Genomic DNA, 17,050 nt, shown 5'->3' on the forward strand with positions numbered 1-17,050 from the left:
TCGAGCGAAACGCCTGCCGCACCGGCGGTCCCCCCCGCACCGCCCAAACCGCGCGAACCCGACCTCGTCGAGCGCGCCTTCCGCGCCGCGCGCGACTGGCTGCTGGGCGGCAACACGGTCGTGCGCGTCGGGATCATCGTGCTGTTCTTCGGCGTCGCATTCCTGCTCAAGTACGCGGCAGACAACAACATGCTGCCGATCGAATTCCGCCTCGCAGGCACCGCGCTCGCCGCGGCCGCGCTGCTCGCGATCGGCTGGCGCGTGCGTGCGCGCCGCGCGGCGTACGGGCTCGTGCTGCAGGGCGGCGGCGTCGGCATCCTGTACCTGACGATCTTCGCCGCGACCAAGCTTTACGCGCTGCTGCCCGTCGGCGCCGCGTTCCCGCTGATGGTGGCCGTGTGCGCGCTGAGCGCGTTCCTCGCGGTGCGGCAGAACGCACTGCCGCTCGCGTTCATGGGCACCGCCGGCGGCTTTCTCGCGCCGGTGCTGCTGTCGACCGGCCAGGGCAACCACGTCGCGCTGTTCAGCTACTACGCGCTGCTGAACGCGGGCATCTTCGCGATCGCCTGGTTCAAGGCATGGCGCCCGCTGAACCTGCTCGGTTTCGTGTTCACGTTCACGATCGGCTCGGCGTGGGGCGTGACGGCCTACCGCCCCGCGCTGTTCGCGAGCACCGAGCCGTTCCTGATCCTGTTCTTCCTGATGTATGTCGGCATCGCGCTGCTATATGCGGTGAAGCGCGAACTCGCGCTGCGGCACTACGTGGACGGCACGCTCGTGTTCGGCACGCCGATCGTCGCGACCGCGCTGCAGGCGTCGCTCGTGAAGGACATGCCGTTCGGGCTCGCGTGGAGCGCCGTCGCGCTGTCGGCGTTCTACGTCGTGGTCACCGCGTGGCTCGCGCGGCGCCGCGACCGCCTCGCACTACTGTTCGAATCCACGCTCGCGCTCGCGGTGATCTTCGCGACGCTGGCCGTGCCGCTCGCGTTCTCGGGCCCGACGACCAGCGCTGCATGGGCGATCGAAGGCGCGGCCGTCGTCTGGCTCGGCGTGCGCGAGAAGCGCATGCTGCGATTCGGCTTCGGGCTGCTGATGCAGGTCGCCGCGGCCGGCGCGTTCTTCACGAGCCTGCTCGGGCCGGCCGACGCCACCGCGCTGCCGGTGCTCAACAGCCCGACCATCGCGATGCTGCTGATCGCGCTCGCCGGTCTGTTCACCGGCTGGTGGCTGCACGGGCGCGGCGAAGCGCGCGCGTGGCATGCGTGGATGCCCGAGATCGGTGCCGCCGCCGCCGCGTGGGGGCTGCTGTGGTGGGTCAGCGGCGGGCTGCACGAGATCCTCGTCTACGCGAGCCGTCACGTCGACCTGCATCCCGACCGCTTCGTCGTCGATACGACCGCGCTGTTCGCGGCCGGCACCGCGTGGCTCGCGCATGTCGCGCGCCGCCGGCTGGCGTGGCCGCTCGCCGAATGGCCCGCGCTCGCGCTGACGTCGGTGCTGGCGCTGCTCGCGCTGCGTGCATTCGATGCGCACGAAGCACCGCTGTCGGGAATGGGCGCGTTCGCGTGGCCCGTCGCCGTTGGCGCAGGCCTTGCGCTGCTGTGGCGCCAGTCGCGCGGCACGGCAAGCGCCGATTCCGCGAACGGCACGGCGCCCGGCCTCGCGCAATCCATCGCCGCGGGCATCATCGCGCCGCTGCACACGCTGATGTTCTGGACCGTGTGCGGGCTGCTGGCGCTCGAAGGCTTCTGGCGCCTGCGCGCATATGTGCCCGAAGGCGCATGGAGCTGGAGCGCTTGGGCCTACGGCTTCGGGGCGCTGCTCCTGCTGGTGTCGGGCCCCGGCTCGCGCCTGCGCTGGCCCGTCGCGGCGTTTCCGCGTGCGTACCAGGTGTGGGGCGCGGCACCGCTCGCCGCGCTGCTGTGGCTGTGGAGCATCGCCAGCGTGAGCAGCGACGGCAACGCGGCGCCGCTCTTCTGGCTGCCGCTGCTCAACCCGCTCGACGTCGCACAGTTCCTCGTGTTCGTCGCGTTCGCCGTGTGGCTGCGCCGACTGCGGACGCTCGGTATCGCGTGGCATCCGCGCGTCGTCGACTACGTGGCCATCGCCACCGTGTTCCTGTGGTTCAACGCGCTGATGCTGCGCACGCTGCATCAACGCTTCCACATGGCCTACGACATCGACACCGTGCTGTCGTCGTTCGGCATCCAGCAGGTGTTCATGGTCGGCTGGAGCCTGTTCGCGTTCGCCGGGATGTGGCTGACGCGCCGCGATGGCATCGCCCGCGTGTGCGCGTTCGCGTCGCTGCCGCTCATCGTCGTGATGTGGGCGTGGACCTTCTACGCGAACTTCACGCAGGACGGCGGAAGCTGGGCGCGCCTGCCGCTCCTCAACCCGCTCGACCTCGTGCTCGTGGTCGTCTATGCGCTCGCCGCGTCGTGGTTCGTGCGCGCGCGCAAGCTCGGCTGGTCGTTCGGCAACTATCGCGTCGAGCTGCTGAGTGCGGCCGGTGCGACCGCGTTCCTGTGGCTGAACGCGATCCTGCTGCGCACGCTGCATCACTGGGCCGGCGTGCCTTACGAACTCGGCGCGATGGCGGAATCGACGCTCGTGCAGGCGTCGGTGTCCGTGTACTGGACGCTCTGCGCGCTCGCGATCACGATCTGGGCCACGCGCCGCGGGCTGAGGCCGCTGTGGTTCGCCGGCGCCGCGCTGCTCGCGCTCACGGTCGTCAAGCTGTTCCTGTTCGACCTGTCGCACGTGACCGGCATCGAGCGCATCGTGTCGTTCATCGGCATCGGTGTGCTGCTGCTGTTGATCGGCTATTTCTCGCCGCTGCCGCCGAAGGCCGCCGCGCAGCAGGACGACAACACATGAAGCGATTCGCCGCCCTGCTCGGGCTGAGCCTGCTCGCGTCGTTCGCGGCGGCCGACGGGCACGTCGCGCAACACTTCTCGCTCGACCTGGACGGCGCCGCCGCGTACTACCAGCTCACCGTGCCGCAGCCCGTCTATGCGGCGAGCCGGCGCGACGATCTTGGCGACGTGCGCATCTTCAACGGTGCGGGCGAGCCGGTGCCGTATTCACTCGACACGCCCGCGGCGGCCGCACCCGCCGTACCGCCAAAGCGAACGCCGGTGCACTGGTTCCCGCTGCCGCCCGCCCGCGCCGACAACGGCAACGCACCGCTCGGCGTGACGGTCGGCCCGGACGGCGCGCTGCGCGCGGGCGTCGCTGCACCGGCGCGTGCGAAGCACGGTGCGGATCTCGTCGACCTGTCGCACGCGGACGGCGACATCGACGCGCTGCTCGTGCACGTAGGCGACGACAGCTACCAGGGGCGTGTCGCCATCGAAGCCAGCGACGACCTGCGCAGCTGGCGGTCGCTCGGCAGCACGCAGTTGCTGAAGGTGGGCCACGGTGACGACATGCTGGTGCAGGAACGCATCGCGCTCGAAGGCGCGGCGCCGCGCTACCTGCGGCTCGACTGGCTCGACGGCGCGCCCGCGGTTACGTCGATCGACGTCGAGACGCACCCGCGCGACGCGCGCGGGACCGACACCGCGTCCGTCCCGCGCCAATGGCGCGATGCCGTGCGCGTGCGGGCCGGCGGCACGCCCGGCGAGTACCTGTTCGACACCGACGGCGCGTATCCGGTCGACCGCGTGCGCATCGACCTGCCGCAGCCGAACACCGTCGCTCGTGCGACGCTGCAGAGTCGCGCCGACGCACAGGCGCCGTGGCGCGACGTCGCGGCCGCCGTGCTGTTCCGGCTGCAGGGCAAGGCCGGCGAGCAGCGCAATCCGCCGCTCGAGTTCGCGGCGAATACGGATCGCGCGTGGCGGATCGTCGTCGACATGCGCAACGGCGGATTCGGCGGCGGCCAGCCGGCCGTCGCGATCGGCTGGCATCCGGCCGCGCTGACGTTCGTCGCGCGCGGCACGCCGCCGTTTACGCTCGGCGTCGGCGATGCGTCGCTCGTTTCATCGGCCGTGAGCCGCGACGCACTGCTGGTCGGCATGGCGCCCGAAGTGCGGCCCGCGCGCGTCGGCACGGTGTTGCCGGTCTCGGCGGTCGCGTCGGCGTCAGCCGCCGATACGGACGCGCCCCGCCGCTACGTGCTGTGGGGCGCGCTGGTCGTCGCGGTCGGCGTGCTCGGCACGATCGCATGGCGCCTCGCGAAAGGCGGCGGCGATACGCGCGGCCGCGACGAGTGACGCAGGGCGATCGTCGCTCGTCTTTACGCGCCGTTTATCGGGCGAACCTGTTTCTTTCGACGGTCGCAACGCATAACTGCGTACAGTCGTCGCATCGGAACCACGATGCGACGACATGCAGGAAACCTATCCATCGTATGACCGGCCAGCGCCGCGCCTGTGCGCGGCCAGGCCGCTGAAGCGGCTTCTGCTGTCTTTCCCGATCGCACTGTCGCTGTCGATCGCGCTGCCCGCACATGCCGACGACACGCCAGCGGCACCGGTCAGCGCCGCCAGCACGCCCGAACCCTCGCTTCCCCCGACCCTCGACACGATCGTCACGACGCTGCGCAACCGCTTTCACGTCGCGTATGCCGACGCGCGCACGATCGCACGCGCCGTGCAGACCGAATCGGATCGCTACGGGCTGGCACCGGCGCTGCTGCTCGCGATCATCGCGGTCGAATCGAGCTTCGATCGGCATGCGGTCAGTGTCGCCGGCGCGCGCGGGTTGATGCAGGTGATGCCCACCGCCCATCGCGATCTCGTCGCGCATGTGAAGGATCTCTCCGATCCGGCCACCAACGTACGGATCGGCGCGACCATCTTCCGTGGCTATCTCGACGATGCGGACGGCGACGTCGAAACCGCGCTCGTGCGCTACAACGGCGGCACGAAGCGCTATGCTCAGCGCGTCGCACTGCGCGTGCAGCAATTCGATGCGCAACTGCGCCGTTCGAACGGCATGGCGAACGACGAACTGCGGACGGCCACGAACCCCTGAGCGCGTCGTTACTGCGCACCGGCCAGCCGGTAGCCGACGCCCGTCTCCGTCACGATGTACGCGGGCCGCCTCGGATCGCATTCCAGCTTGCGCCGCAGGTGGCCGACATACACGCGCAGGTAGTGCGCATCCTTGCCGTGCGCCGCGCCCCACACCTCGTTCAGCAGGCGGTCGTGCGTGAGCGGCCGGCCCGCATGATGCGCGAGCACGGCCAGCAACCGGTATTCGATCGGACTCAGATGCACGCGCGCCCCGCCGCGCAGCACCTGGCGATCGCCGAGATCGACGGTCACGTCGCCGAAGCGCACACGCACCGGGTCGAGGCGCCCGCCGCCGGCCTGCCGCCGCAGGTGCGCGCGAATTCGCGCGATCAATTCGGCGGCGCCGAACGGCTTGGTCAGATAGTCGTCCGCGCCCGCGTCGAGCGCGGCCACCTTGGCGCTTTCCGCATTCAGCGCCGACAGCACGATCAGCGGCGCCGCCGAGCATGCACGCAGCGCACGGATCAGGTCAGTGCCGCCCATGTCGCGCAGGTTCGTGTCCGCGATGATCAGGTCGGGACGACGTGAGCCGACGGCCGCCACACCCGCGACGCCGGTCGCGGCCTCGCAGACGTGCATGTGTTCGGCCTTCAGCGCGACACGGACGAAATGCCGGATGAACCTGTCTTCGTCGACGATCACGATGACGACGGTCGGTTCGCTCATCCGGCAGCGCCTTCGTCCGGTGCGTCATGCGCGCCCATGCTCAGGCCCATCCGCATGCCACCAGCACCATGTCGATCAGCTTGATGAACGGGAACGGCAGCAGCACACCACCGAAGCCGTACAACAGCAGGTTTCTGCGCAGCAGCGGCGCCGCACCGAGCGGGCGATAACGCACGCCCTTCAGCGCGAGCGGAATCAGCGCGACGATGATCAGCGCGTTGAAGATCACCGCCGACAGGATCGCCGACGCCGGCGACGCGAGATGCATCACGTCGAGCACGCGCAACTGCGGATACGTCGTTGCGAACGCGGCCGGGATGATCGCGAAATATTTCGCGACGTCGTTCGCGATCGAGAACGTCGTCAGCGAACCGCGTGTCATCAGCATCTGCTTGCCGATCTCGACGATCTCGATCAGCTTTGTCGGGTTCGAGTCGAGGTCGACCATGTTGCCGGCCTCCTTCGCCGCCTGCGTGCCCGTGTTCATCGCCACGGCGACGTCGGCCTGCGCGAGCGCCGGCGCGTCGTTGGTGCCGTCGCCCGTCATCGCGACGAGGCGCCCCGCGGCCTGGTGTTCGCGGATCGTCGCGAGCTTGGTTTCCGGCGTTGCTTCCGCGAGGAAATCGTCGACGCCCGCTTCCGCCGCGATCGCCGCAGCCGTCAGCCGGTTGTCGCCCGTCACCATCACCGTCTTGATGCCCATCTTGCGCAGCTCCGCGAAGCGCTCCTTGATGCCGCCCTTCACGATGTCCTTCAGCTCGATCACGCCGAGCACGCGGGCGACACCGTCGACTCGCTCCGCCACCGCGAGCGGCGTGCTGCCGCGACGCGCGATGTCGGTCACGACCGCTTCGACTTCGCGCGTCACGCGGCCACCATGGGACTCGACGTAATGCTTGATCGCGTCCGCTGCGCCTTTGCGGATCTCGCGGCCGGGCGCCCCTGAGGAAGTCCCCGTGGGGGAGAGGTCGACGCCGCTCATCCGCGTCTGCGCGCTGAATGACAGGAACACCGGATGCAGCGCCTGCATGTCGCGCTCGCGCAGGTTGAAGCGCTGCTTCGCGAGCACGACGATGCTGCGGCCTTCCGGCGTTTCGTCGGCGAGCGACGACAGCTGCGCGGCATCGGCCAGCGCTTCCTCGGTCACGAATGGCGCGGGCACGAACGCCGATGCCTGGCGGTTGCCGAGCGTGATCGTGCCGGTCTTGTCGAGCAGCAGCACATCGACGTCGCCGGCCGCTTCCACCGCGCGGCCGGACGTCGCGATCACGTTCGCCTGCATCATCCGGCTCATCCCCGCCACGCCGATCGCGGACAACAACCCACCGATCGTCGTCGGAATCAGGCACACGAGCAGCGCGACGAGCGCGGTGATCGTCACGACGTGGCCGGCCTTCATCGCGTCGACCGCGAACGTCGAGAACGGCAGCAAGGTGGCGGTCGCGAGCAGCATCACGATCGTCAAGGCGACGAGCAGGATCGTCAGCGCGATCTCGTTCGGCGTCTTCTTGCGCTTCGCGCCTTCGACCATTGCAATCATCCGGTCGAGGAACGCCTCGCCCGGATTGACGGCAACCCGCACGACGATCCAGTCGGACAGCACGCGCGTGCCGCCCGTCACCGACGAGAAGTCGCCGCCCGACTCGCGGATCACCGGCGCGGATTCACCGGTAATCGCCGATTCGTCGACCGACGCGACGCCTTCGATCACGTCGCCGTCGGCCGGGATCGTGTCGCCGGTTTCGACGAGCACGACGTCGCCCTTGCGCAGGTCGGTCGACGCCATCACCTCGACGGCCGCCTTCGCATGCGGGGCCGCGAGCTTTTTCGCGACCACGTTGTGTTTCGCACTGCGCAGCGATGCGGCCTGCGCCTTCGAACGCCCTTCCGCGAGCGCCTCGGCGAAGTTCGCGAACAGCACGGTGAACCACAGCCACAGCGCGATCGCGACGATGAAGCCGGCAGGCGCTTCGGCCTGGCCGAACAGCGCGGCAATCCACAGGATCGTGGTCAGGATGCTGCCGACGTACACGCAGAACATCACCGGGTTGCGGAACTGCGTGCGTGGCGTGAGTTTCCGGAACGAATCGGCGATCGCCGGGCGCACGAGTGCGGGATCGAACATCGAGCGCGCGGCCGTGCGCGCATGGCCCGGCTGCGCGGAGCGCGGACCTGTCACGGGTGCGAGAGACATGGCGGTTTCCTTTTGCCGGCACGCCCCGCGCAGCGGCATCCGGCATCGGTCAGGCGAGCCGGCTGCCTGCGCGCGTTCTCGCGTGCGGCTTCCGTTTCCACGCAACCATCTTATGAAGGTTCGCGTGAAGATCGCGGCAAAGGATCGCGGCAGGGCATAAAAAGCGCGTAAACGCCGGTTTCGCCGCAGCGCGGCGGGGGTGTCTCAAGGGCCGTACACGAGCGGGAGCGCCACACTCCGCTCATACGACGTTTACGCGGCAAAGCAGGAAAAGGAACCTGGGCGCACCGTTCAGCCGAACGTGTAGCGCCCGTGCTGGCGCGGTCGCCACGGCGACGAGCGGCAACTCGCGGCACCGGCCGCGCGTCGTGCCGCCCAGCCTGCGCCACGGCGCACGTGCTGGCCGCGCCTTGCCACCGCGACCACGCGCGACGGCAACGCATACGCAAGACGCCGCACGGCCGCCACGCGCGCGGCCATGCGCGACGCCGGCGACACGCGGCGCGCGATCTGTGCGACGGGCCGCTTGCAGAGGATCGCGCTGTCGTAGCACTTGCCGTCGAAGCGCATCACGTCGACGACGTCGAAACCCTGCGCGCCGTAGAACGCGAGCAGGTGCGACGCGGGATTCGGCGTATCGAGCGCGAGCAGCGCATAACCGCGCAACGCGGCCCACTGCTCGGCGAACGACAGCAGCAACGCGCCGATCCCGCGGCTCTGGCAAGTGGGGTCCACCGCCACCTGCCGCACGCTCGCAACGCCTTCGCGCCGGTACAGCGAGCACGCCGACGACGGATCGGTCGCATACAGCGTGGCCGTGCCGATCACGCGCCCGCCGCACACGGCGACGTAGCACTCGCCCGCTTCCGCGCGGCGGCGCGTGACGTCCTCGCTCTGGTCGACGCAAGTGCAGTTGAGCCCCATTGCGCCGAGCCGCGCGAACGCGCGATGCAGCATCGGCGTGAGTTGTTCATAGCTGTCGAAGGCCGGATCGAAACGCCGCACGATCACCCGATCGGCGCACACGGAAGGTGGCGCGGCAGGCGTGTGTTCGGCGATCGCGTTCCAGGGTATCGACATTGCCATGCTCCGTGGTTGGGATGCCCGAAGTCTATGAGCGCGCCGACCGCCCTCGCAAGAAAAAATGTCGTAAAAGTTTGGGGAAATGCGTGCGGGAGAGAGGGTTGCAACGGTACGTGCCACGGCTCTGCGCGCGTCGTTTCGAACGCGTGACGGAACGCCGATCGTTGTTTGCGCAAGCAACGCGTCCCACGACCAGATCACGCGTCGGCGAACGCCGTTGACACATGCGGTGACGCCCTCCAGACTCGCTGGTTCCTTTCCTCACCGAGCGCGCTCATGGTCACCTGCTTCCTTCGCTACGTCATCGATCCGTACAAGCTCGACCAGTTCGAAACGTACGGCAAGATGTGGATTCCGCTCGTCGAGAAGTTCGGCGGCACGCATCACGGCTACTTCCTGCCGTCCGAAGGGGCGAACAACATCGCGCTCGCGATGTTCTCGTTCCCGAGCCTCGCCGAATACGAGCGCTACCGCGAACGCTCGATGGACGATCCGGCCTGCCAGGCCGCGTTCCGCTACGCCGAGGAAACGCGCTGCATCGTCAGCTACGAACGCAGCTTCTTCCGGCCGGTGTTCGAGTAACGGGCGACAGCCCGGCGCATCGCGCCCCTTTTTCCTGACGCGGACGAAAAAAAGCCCCGCCTGCATCCGCGCGGCGGGGCCAACCCATGTCAGTAGAGACATCATGGAGGAGACGGGCCCATCTTATCGACCACGGCCCGTCGCCCCAACCAAGCATTTCTGCTATCGATCTGGGCGGCCGCGCACACGATTGCCCCTGCCGCGCGGCATATCGATAGAACGAAAAGTCGTTTTCAGAGTGGCGGCGGGGTCGTTACCATCTGGTTTTAAGCCTGTGCTTAGCCGGGCAAGCCATCCCCAAGGAGCGCCCCTTGACTGCATTCGATCAACACCGCCGCCCGTTCGTTGTCGGCATTGGCGGTACCACCCGGGCAGCGTCGTCGACCGAACGTGCGCTGTCGTTTGCGTTGCGCGGTGCGCAGGCGGCCGGCGCACGCACGCGCCTGTTCGACGGCCCGTTCCTGCATACGCTGCCGCACTACGCTCCCGAACACAAAACGCTGACCGACGCGCAGCGCGAACTGATCGACGCCGTGCGCCAGGCCGACGCGATCATCATCGCGACGCCCGGCTATCACGGCGGCGTCTCCGGCCTCGTGAAGAACGCGCTCGACACGCTCGAGGAACTGCGCGCGGACGATCGCCCCTATCTCGACGGTCGCGCGGTCGGCCTGATCGTCACCGCCTACGGCTGGCAGGCGGCCGGCACCGTGCTGACGTCGCTGCGTTCGATCGTACATGCGCTGCGCGGCTGGCCGACGCCGTTCGGCGCGACCGTGAACACGCTCGAAACGCGCTTCGACAGCGCCGACAGTTGCTCGGATCCGAAAGTCGTTGCCCAGCTCGAGACGGTCGGCGCGCAAGCGGCCGAGTTCGCGCTCGCGTTCGCATCGCATCGCGCGACCTCGCATGCGGCATCGGTCGATGCGCTCGCGCCCGTGCTGAAGATCGCCAACCAGTAATTTCCCCGCCTTCCACCGCCCGCGCCCGGCCGACCACGTTCGCCGGCGCGGGCGGTGCACATTCGGACGGACGGCCACGCGCCGTGCACGCCGATGCTTCTCCCCGGTTGCCCTTTCCCCGCATCGCGCGCCGATAACGATTCAGCCCGCCGCGTGATTTGCATTGGCCGAAAGATTGGTTCACGCCGCGGGCGGGTTTTCGTACGCTGAACCTCCGAACTTTCTCCGCGCACGCCATGAACCGTACGATCCGCTACAAGGGCTACGAAGTCGCCCCCGCTGCCGCCCGGTTGCCGAACGGGCTGTTCGCCGCCAACCTGACGATCGAGAAGGCGAGCGGCGGCCCGTCGCCGCGCGCCGTTTCATTCGACGCGATCGATTTCTTCTTCGAGGAAGAGCACGCGCTGGCCTACGCGTCCCGCTGGGGCCGCCTCTGGGTCGACACGAACGCGTGACGCACGCCTGGCCGGCGTGCGCATGGTCGCTCGAAAATACGCGTTTACGGAAGCTATGCAAGAATCTTTCGACCCGTAATCGCATAACAACAGCCATGAGTGACACGCTGCAGGAAGCGCATGCAGCAGCAGATCACGCAATGCGCAACTGGACCTTCGAGAGGCAAGGTCCGGTCCGGATCGGATCCGATGCGCACATGCAGATGTTCTGCCGCATGCTGCTCGACACACACAACCCGTACAAGCCGGCGGTGATCGACTGGCCGCCGCTCGAGCCCGCCGAGCTCAAACGGCTCACGTCGCTGCCGATCTGGGACATCGCGGTGCAGACCGAAGGCCGCGCATCGATCCGCGTGGCAACCTATGCGGCGACCATCGGCGATCCGCTGCTGCGCCGCGCACTCGAGATGGACGGCGGCGAGGAAGCGCGCCACAAGGTCGTGCTGTCGAAGCTCGTCGAGGCATACGGCATCCGGCTCGCCCCCGAGCCGGCGTACCCTGCGCCGAAAGATCCCGAGTGGTGGTGGATCGTCACGGGCTTCAGCGAATGCATCGACAGCTTCTTCGCGTTCGGCCTGTTTCGTTCCGCGCAGCGCTCCGGCTATTTCCCGCCCGAACTCGTCGACACCTTCGAGCCGGTGATCCAGGAAGAAGGCCGCCACATCCTGTTCTTCGTGAACTGGTATGCGTGGTACTGGCGCAGTCTGCCGTGGTGGCGCCGGCCGTGGTTCTTCGCGCGGGTCGCGGCCGTGTGGGTGCATTTGATCCGGGAACGCATCGGCATCGCGCGCGGCATCGATTCCGACGGCGTCGCGCGTGACGCGAACTTTCCGGCGACCGGCACCGCCGACATCGGCGACGCGCTCAACCCGCGCGAGCTGATCGAACTGTGTCTCGCCGAGAACGACCGACGGATGGCCGGCTACGACAAGCGCCTGCTGCGCCCGATGTTCGTGCCGCGCATGGCGCGGCTCGCGCTGCGGTTTCTCAAGAAGTAAGGCAGCCGCTCCGGGCAAAGGCCCGGTTGCCCGGTCGGGCGACCGGGCAACGACCAGCCTGCCCCGGGCACGCGGCTAGCGATACGCAGCGATCGGAGCAGTCGTTTGGCTCCGTGCTCCACGCCCCGTTCGAACCTCGATGCACGCTCGTCGCACTTGCATGGCGAGCCGCATCACTTGGGCTGCCCTGCCCGCCCACCCGCTCGAAGTCGCCCGATCGCATGCGGTGTGGAACCTCATCGACCCGCATCCGTCTGCCGGATGTGGCACATCCGACACATTTATTCCCGCCCTTTTTTCTGCGGCGCCTCGGGGCGTATGGACAAATTGTCACGCCCAGGATTTGACAATTCGGGAACGTCGCCGCCGACGTCAAGCCGCGTCTTTAACAACCTGTCGCCAGCCCGCGCACAGCTGACGCAGGTCACGTCTCCCGCACGGTTTCGCCTCCTCTTCGGACCCCGCCCAAATATCAACATTTCCGAAATAGTCAATGGGACAAATTCGAAAGATGAATGATGACGGCCCGGTCCACCGCTCAGTAGCACTTTTTTACAAATTCGACGAGCCGACCAGCCCGGAACGCCCGTCGCGCGGGCCATCGCAGCGAGCGAGATGCGCATATCAGCACAGTCCCAGGTCCGATATTTCAAATTAAATTGATTTTCCTATAACCAATAAAACAAACAGAAAATCATCCATAAAATCCAGAATTAATAAATTAACGAGACAGCAAGCACATTATCCACCAGCGCATCCACTCACATTACAAAACAGAAAGGCACGCTCATCCCGCAAACGTTTGCTATTTCATTCGTCTTACGTTTGAGCCATCCACATGTGTAACCTACCGCACAAAACAATCATAACTGATTGATTTTTATACAAAAAACTGCCAAGCCGCCGGAAAATTCAAATCCTTCAATAGACATTCTTACATCTTTCAAATGCATTCATCGTCAATGCATCAAAACGCGATGTATTAACCATCCTTTAACTTTCAAAACACGCTATTTATCACTTTTTATCAATCTAAAAAAACCTCCTCCAATAAACTCCGCCCATCAATTTTGAGATTCGCGCGAGCGCACGGAGTATTCCTCTAACAAAAGAGACCGGTGTGTGGCGTGCATATTTGGAGGTAGCAGGACATGAACCGCTCATACCGCTCGATCTGGAACGAAGCCCTTGGCGCCTGGGTCGCTGCATCCGAACACGATACGGCACGGGGCAAGCCGAACAAGTCGGCGGTCGTGAAGGCCGTCGCGGCTGCTGTGCTCGTCGCGGGAGCGGCCGCCGGCAACGTCGCGCATGCGCAGTACTCCGCTGGCGGTTTCACGACCGGTGGATCCGGCGGCGTACAGGGAACGGGGACGCAAGCGATCGCGATCGGCGGCGGTGGCGGCAGCACGACGACGGCCAGCGGTTCGACGTCGATTGCGATCGGCGCAAACGCGACGGCATCGGGCAACTATTCCCAGGCATTCGGTCAGGCCACGACGGCTACCGGCTTAAGCGCGATCGCCATGGGCTCCGGCGCGAAGTCGCTGAACACGGGCTCGACGGCCGTCGGCAACGACACCACGGCATCGGGCTCCAGTGCAATTGCGATCGGCGGCGGCAACAGTTCGGGCACGGGCGGCGCAGTGGCGTCCGGTACCAACTCGATCGCGCTCGGCCGCTTCTCGAATGCGTCGGCCAGCGGCGCGAACGCAATCGGCAACAACGCCGTGGCGTCCGGCACCGACTCCATCGCTTTCGGCACCAACGCCACGGCGAACAATACTTCCGTGGCACTCGGCCGCGGGGCATCGGCCACGGGCACGAACGGCTCGGTCGCAATCGGCAATTCGGCCACGTCGACGGGCCTGGGTGCAATCGCGATGGGTAACGTCGGCAGCTTCGCGGCCACCACGGTGGCGACCGGCGCGGACGCGGTTGCGCTCGGTAACGGTTCGACGGCCAGCGGCAACTCCGGCGCCGTGGCTGTCGGCTCCGCGGCCGTGGCATCGAACTCTTACGCGACGGCCTTCGGCGCGAACTCGACCGCTTCGGGTGCGGGTTCCGTTGCATTCGCGCAAAACGCCAATGCCTCGACCACCAACGCCATCGCCATCGGCGTCGGCTCGACCGCGAACGTCGCGAACTCGGTTGCGCTCGGCAGCAGTTCGGTGACGAACAGCACCGCGTCGGTTACGACCGGCGGCAGCACCGCAGTCAACAGCACCACGATCGGCGGCCAGACATTCGGCAACTACCAGGCCGGGACGCCGACCGGCGGCATCGTCAGCGTCGGTCAGGTCAACGCGGAACGCCGAATCCAGAACGTCGCCGCGGGCCTCGTCAGCGCGACCAGCACCGATGCGATCAACGGCAGCCAGCTCTACGCGGTGGCGAGCACGACGACGTCGAACATCACGAGCCTGTCGACTTCGACCTCGACTGGTCTGTCGTCGGCCAATAGCTCCATCGGTTCGCTGTCGACGTCGACGTCGACGGGTCTGTCGTCGGCCAATAGCTCGATCGGTTCGTTGTCCACCTCGACTTCGACCGGTATCAACTCGCTGTCCACCGGTATCAGCTCGGCAAACAGCTCCATCGGTTCGCTGTCCACCTCGACCTCGACTGGCCTGTCGTCGGCCAACAGCTCGATCGGTTCGTTGTCCACCTCGACTTCGACCGGTATCAACTCGCTGTCCACCGGGATCAGCTCGGCAAACAGCTCCATCGGTTCGCTGTCCACGTCGACCTCGACCGGCATCGGCTCGCTGTCCACTGGCCTCAGTTCGACCAACAGCTCCGTCACCTCGCTGTCCACCTCGACTTCGACTGCGATCAGTACCGCGAAGACGCACTACTACAGCGTCAACGACGGCGGCACGCAGCAAGCCAACTACAACAACGACGGTGCAACGGGCGTCAACGCGCTCGCCGCCGGCGTGGGTGCAACTGCCGCAGGCGGCAGCAGTGTCGCGGTTGGCAACGGCGCAGCTGCACCGGGCCTTTATGCGATAGCGATCGGCAATGCCGCGTCCGCCGCCACGCAAGACGCGACTGCGATCGGCAGAAACGCGAGCGCCACGGCCGTCGCGGCTGTCGCGATCGGTGTCAATGGGCTCGCGGGGCAACAAGCCGTTGCCATCGGTAATAACGCCACGGCCACCGCACTGGCCAGCGTGGCGTTGGGTGACACGGCCACGGCCACTTCGCAGCAGGCTTTGGCGATCGGTTCCGGAGCGGTTGCGACGAATACGCGATCCGTTGCGTTGGGCACGCTGTCCAGTGCAACCGGCGCCAACTCGGTTGCGATCGGCTACAAATCGACCGCTCAGTACACCGGTGCGGTTGCGATCGGCACCGGCAGCGTAACGGGCACGGCAGCCCCGACGACGGCGGCCTATGCCACGGGTCAGACAGCCAACGGTGGCGAGGTCTCGGTCGGCGGCGGCACGGCTGCAACCAACCGGCGCATCACGAACGTGGCGGATGGCTCCGCCCCGACCGACGCCGTGACGGTCGCACAGCTCAGCACCAGCAGCGCCAGCCTCTCGACCGGAATCTCGTCGGCCAATAGCTCGATCGGCTCGCTGTCCACGTCGACTTCGACCGGTATCAACTCGCTGTCCACCGGCGTCAGCTCGGCTAACAGCTCGATTACCTCGCTCTCGACTTCCACGTCGACGGGTCTGTCGTCGGCGAATAGCTCCATCGGCTCGCTGTCTACCTCGACCTCGACCGGCATCAACTCGCTGTCCACCGGCGTCAGCTCGGCTAACAGCTCGATTACCTCGCTCTCGACTTCGACGTCGACGGGTCTCTCGTCGGCTAACAGCTCGATCACGTCGCTGTCCACGTCGACTTCGACCGGCATCAACTCGCTGTCCACTGGAATCAGCTCGGCAAACAGCTCGGTTACGTCGCTGTCGACTTCCACGTCGACGGGTCTCTCGTCGGCCAACAGCTCGATCACTTCGCTGTCCACCTCGACTTCGACCGGCATCAACTCGCTGTCCACTGGCATCAGTTCGGCAAACAGCTCAGTCACCTCGCTCTCGACTTCGACGTCGACGGGTCTGTCGTCGGCTAACAGCTCGATCACTTCGCTGTCCACCTCGACCTCGACCGGCATCAACTCGCTGTCCACCGGTATCAGCTCGGCAAACAGCTCGGTTACCTCGCTCTCGACTTCGACGTCGACGGGTCTGTCCTCGGCTAACAGCTCGATCACTTCGCTGTCCACGTCGACTTCGACCGGCATCAACTCGTTGTCCACCGGCATCAGCTCGGCAAACAGCTCGGTCACCTCGCTGTCGACGTCCACGTCGACCGGCCTGTCGTCGGCGAATAGCTCGATCACGTCGCTGTCCACCTCGACCTCGACCGGCATCAACTCGCTGTCCACCGGTATCAGCTCGGCAAACAGCTCGGTTACCTCGCTCTCGACTTCGACGTCGACGGGTCTGTCCTCGGCTAACAGCTCGATCACTTCGCTGTCCACGTCGACCTCGACCGGCATCAACTCGCTGTCCACCGGTATCAGCTCGGCAAACAGCTCGGTTACCTCGCTCTCGACTTCGACGTCGACGGGTCTGTCCTCGGCTAACAGCTCGATCACTTCGCTGTCCACGTCGACTTCGACCGGCATCAACTCGTTGTCCACCGGCATCAGCTCGGCAAACAGCTCGGTCACCTCGCTGTCGACGTCCACGTCGACCGGCCTGTCGTCGGCGAATAGCTCGATCACGTCGCTGTCCACGTCGACCTCGACCGGTATCAACTCGCTGTCCACCGGTATCAGCTCGGCCAACAGTTCGGTCACCTCGCTCTCGACCTCCACGTCGACGGGTCTGTCGTCCGCCAACAGCTCGATCACTTCGCTGTCCACGTCGACCTCGACCGGCATCAACTCGTTGTCCACCGGCATCAGCTCGGCAAACAGTTCGGTCACCTCGCTCTCGACGTCCACGTCGACCGGCCTGTCGTCGGCGAATAGCTCGATCACGTCGCTGTCCACGTCGACCTCGACCGGTATCAACTCGCTGTCCACCGGTATCAGCTCGGCCAACAGTTCGGTCACCTCGCTCTCGAC

General features: G+C 66.5%; 11 protein-coding genes. 8 read left to right on the top strand and 3 right to left on the bottom strand.

Annotated elements, in window-relative coordinates; translation table 11 throughout:
* The 3 genes from G3O06_RS40070 to G3O06_RS40080 form a co-directional block, all read left to right on the top strand.
* Positions 1 to 2,877, top strand: a 2,877-nt coding sequence (locus tag G3O06_RS40070) for a DUF2339 domain-containing protein (RefSeq protein ID WP_205819404.1), incomplete at its 5' end; no start/stop codon positions are given.
* Complete coding sequence (locus G3O06_RS40075) at positions 2,874 to 4,217, top strand: DUF3999 domain-containing protein (RefSeq protein WP_205819405.1); 1,344 nt, start codon at positions 2,874 to 2,876, stop codon at positions 4,215 to 4,217. The genes G3O06_RS40070 and G3O06_RS40075, both read left to right, overlap by 4 nt.
* A gap of 115 nt (positions 4,218 to 4,332) precedes the next feature.
* Positions 4,333 to 4,980 carry a lytic transglycosylase domain-containing protein gene (locus tag G3O06_RS40080; RefSeq protein ID WP_205819406.1) on the top strand — a complete coding sequence of 216 codons (648 nt, stop codon included), beginning with the start codon at positions 4,333 to 4,335 and terminating at the stop codon, positions 4,978 to 4,980.
* Between the two features lie 8 nt (positions 4,981 to 4,988).
* Here G3O06_RS40080 and G3O06_RS40085 read toward each other — a convergent pair whose 3' ends face one another.
* The 3 genes from G3O06_RS40085 to G3O06_RS40095 form a co-directional block, all read right to left on the bottom strand.
* Entirely contained in the window at positions 4,989 to 5,687 is a 699-nt protein-coding gene (locus tag G3O06_RS40085; RefSeq protein ID WP_205819407.1) for a response regulator, read from the bottom strand.
* Between the two features lie 40 nt (positions 5,688 to 5,727).
* On the bottom strand, positions 5,728 to 7,812 hold the full coding sequence (kdpB, locus tag G3O06_RS40090; RefSeq protein ID WP_205819409.1) for a potassium-transporting ATPase subunit KdpB: 2,085 nt from the start codon (positions 7,810 to 7,812) through the stop codon (positions 5,728 to 5,730).
* Between the two features lie 360 nt (positions 7,813 to 8,172).
* Positions 8,173 to 8,961, bottom strand: a complete 789-nt coding sequence (locus G3O06_RS40095; protein WP_205819408.1) for a GNAT family N-acetyltransferase — start codon at positions 8,959 to 8,961, stop codon at positions 8,173 to 8,175.
* Between the two features lie 279 nt (positions 8,962 to 9,240).
* Here G3O06_RS40095 and G3O06_RS40100 point away from each other — a divergent pair, with 279 nt between their 5' ends.
* The 5 genes from G3O06_RS40100 to G3O06_RS40120 all read left to right on the top strand — a co-directional run.
* Complete coding sequence (locus tag G3O06_RS40100; protein ID WP_174919068.1) at positions 9,241 to 9,546, top strand: NIPSNAP family protein; 306 nt, start codon at positions 9,241 to 9,243, stop codon at positions 9,544 to 9,546.
* Positions 9,547 to 9,857: 311 nt separating this feature from the next.
* A complete protein-coding gene (locus G3O06_RS40105; RefSeq protein WP_174919067.1) occupies positions 9,858 to 10,508 on the top strand; it encodes an NAD(P)H-dependent oxidoreductase in 651 nt (216 codons plus the stop codon).
* Between the two features lie 236 nt (positions 10,509 to 10,744).
* The gene (locus G3O06_RS40110; protein WP_011354057.1) at positions 10,745 to 10,963 is read left to right on the top strand and encodes a hypothetical protein; all 219 of its coding nucleotides are present in this window, start codon (positions 10,745 to 10,747) and stop codon (positions 10,961 to 10,963) included.
* A gap of 95 nt (positions 10,964 to 11,058) precedes the next feature.
* A complete protein-coding gene (locus G3O06_RS40115; protein ID WP_174972055.1) occupies positions 11,059 to 11,961 on the top strand; it encodes a ferritin-like domain-containing protein in 903 nt (300 codons plus the stop codon).
* Between the two features lie 1,151 nt (positions 11,962 to 13,112).
* Positions 13,113 to 17,050, top strand: a 3,938-nt coding sequence (locus G3O06_RS40120) for an ESPR-type extended signal peptide-containing protein (RefSeq protein ID WP_277403783.1), incomplete at its 3' end; no start/stop codon positions are given.

The sequence above is a fragment of the Burkholderia sp. Ac-20345 genome (assembly GCF_017104825.1).
Lineage (GTDB): Bacteria > Pseudomonadota > Gammaproteobacteria > Burkholderiales > Burkholderiaceae > Burkholderia > Burkholderia lata_B.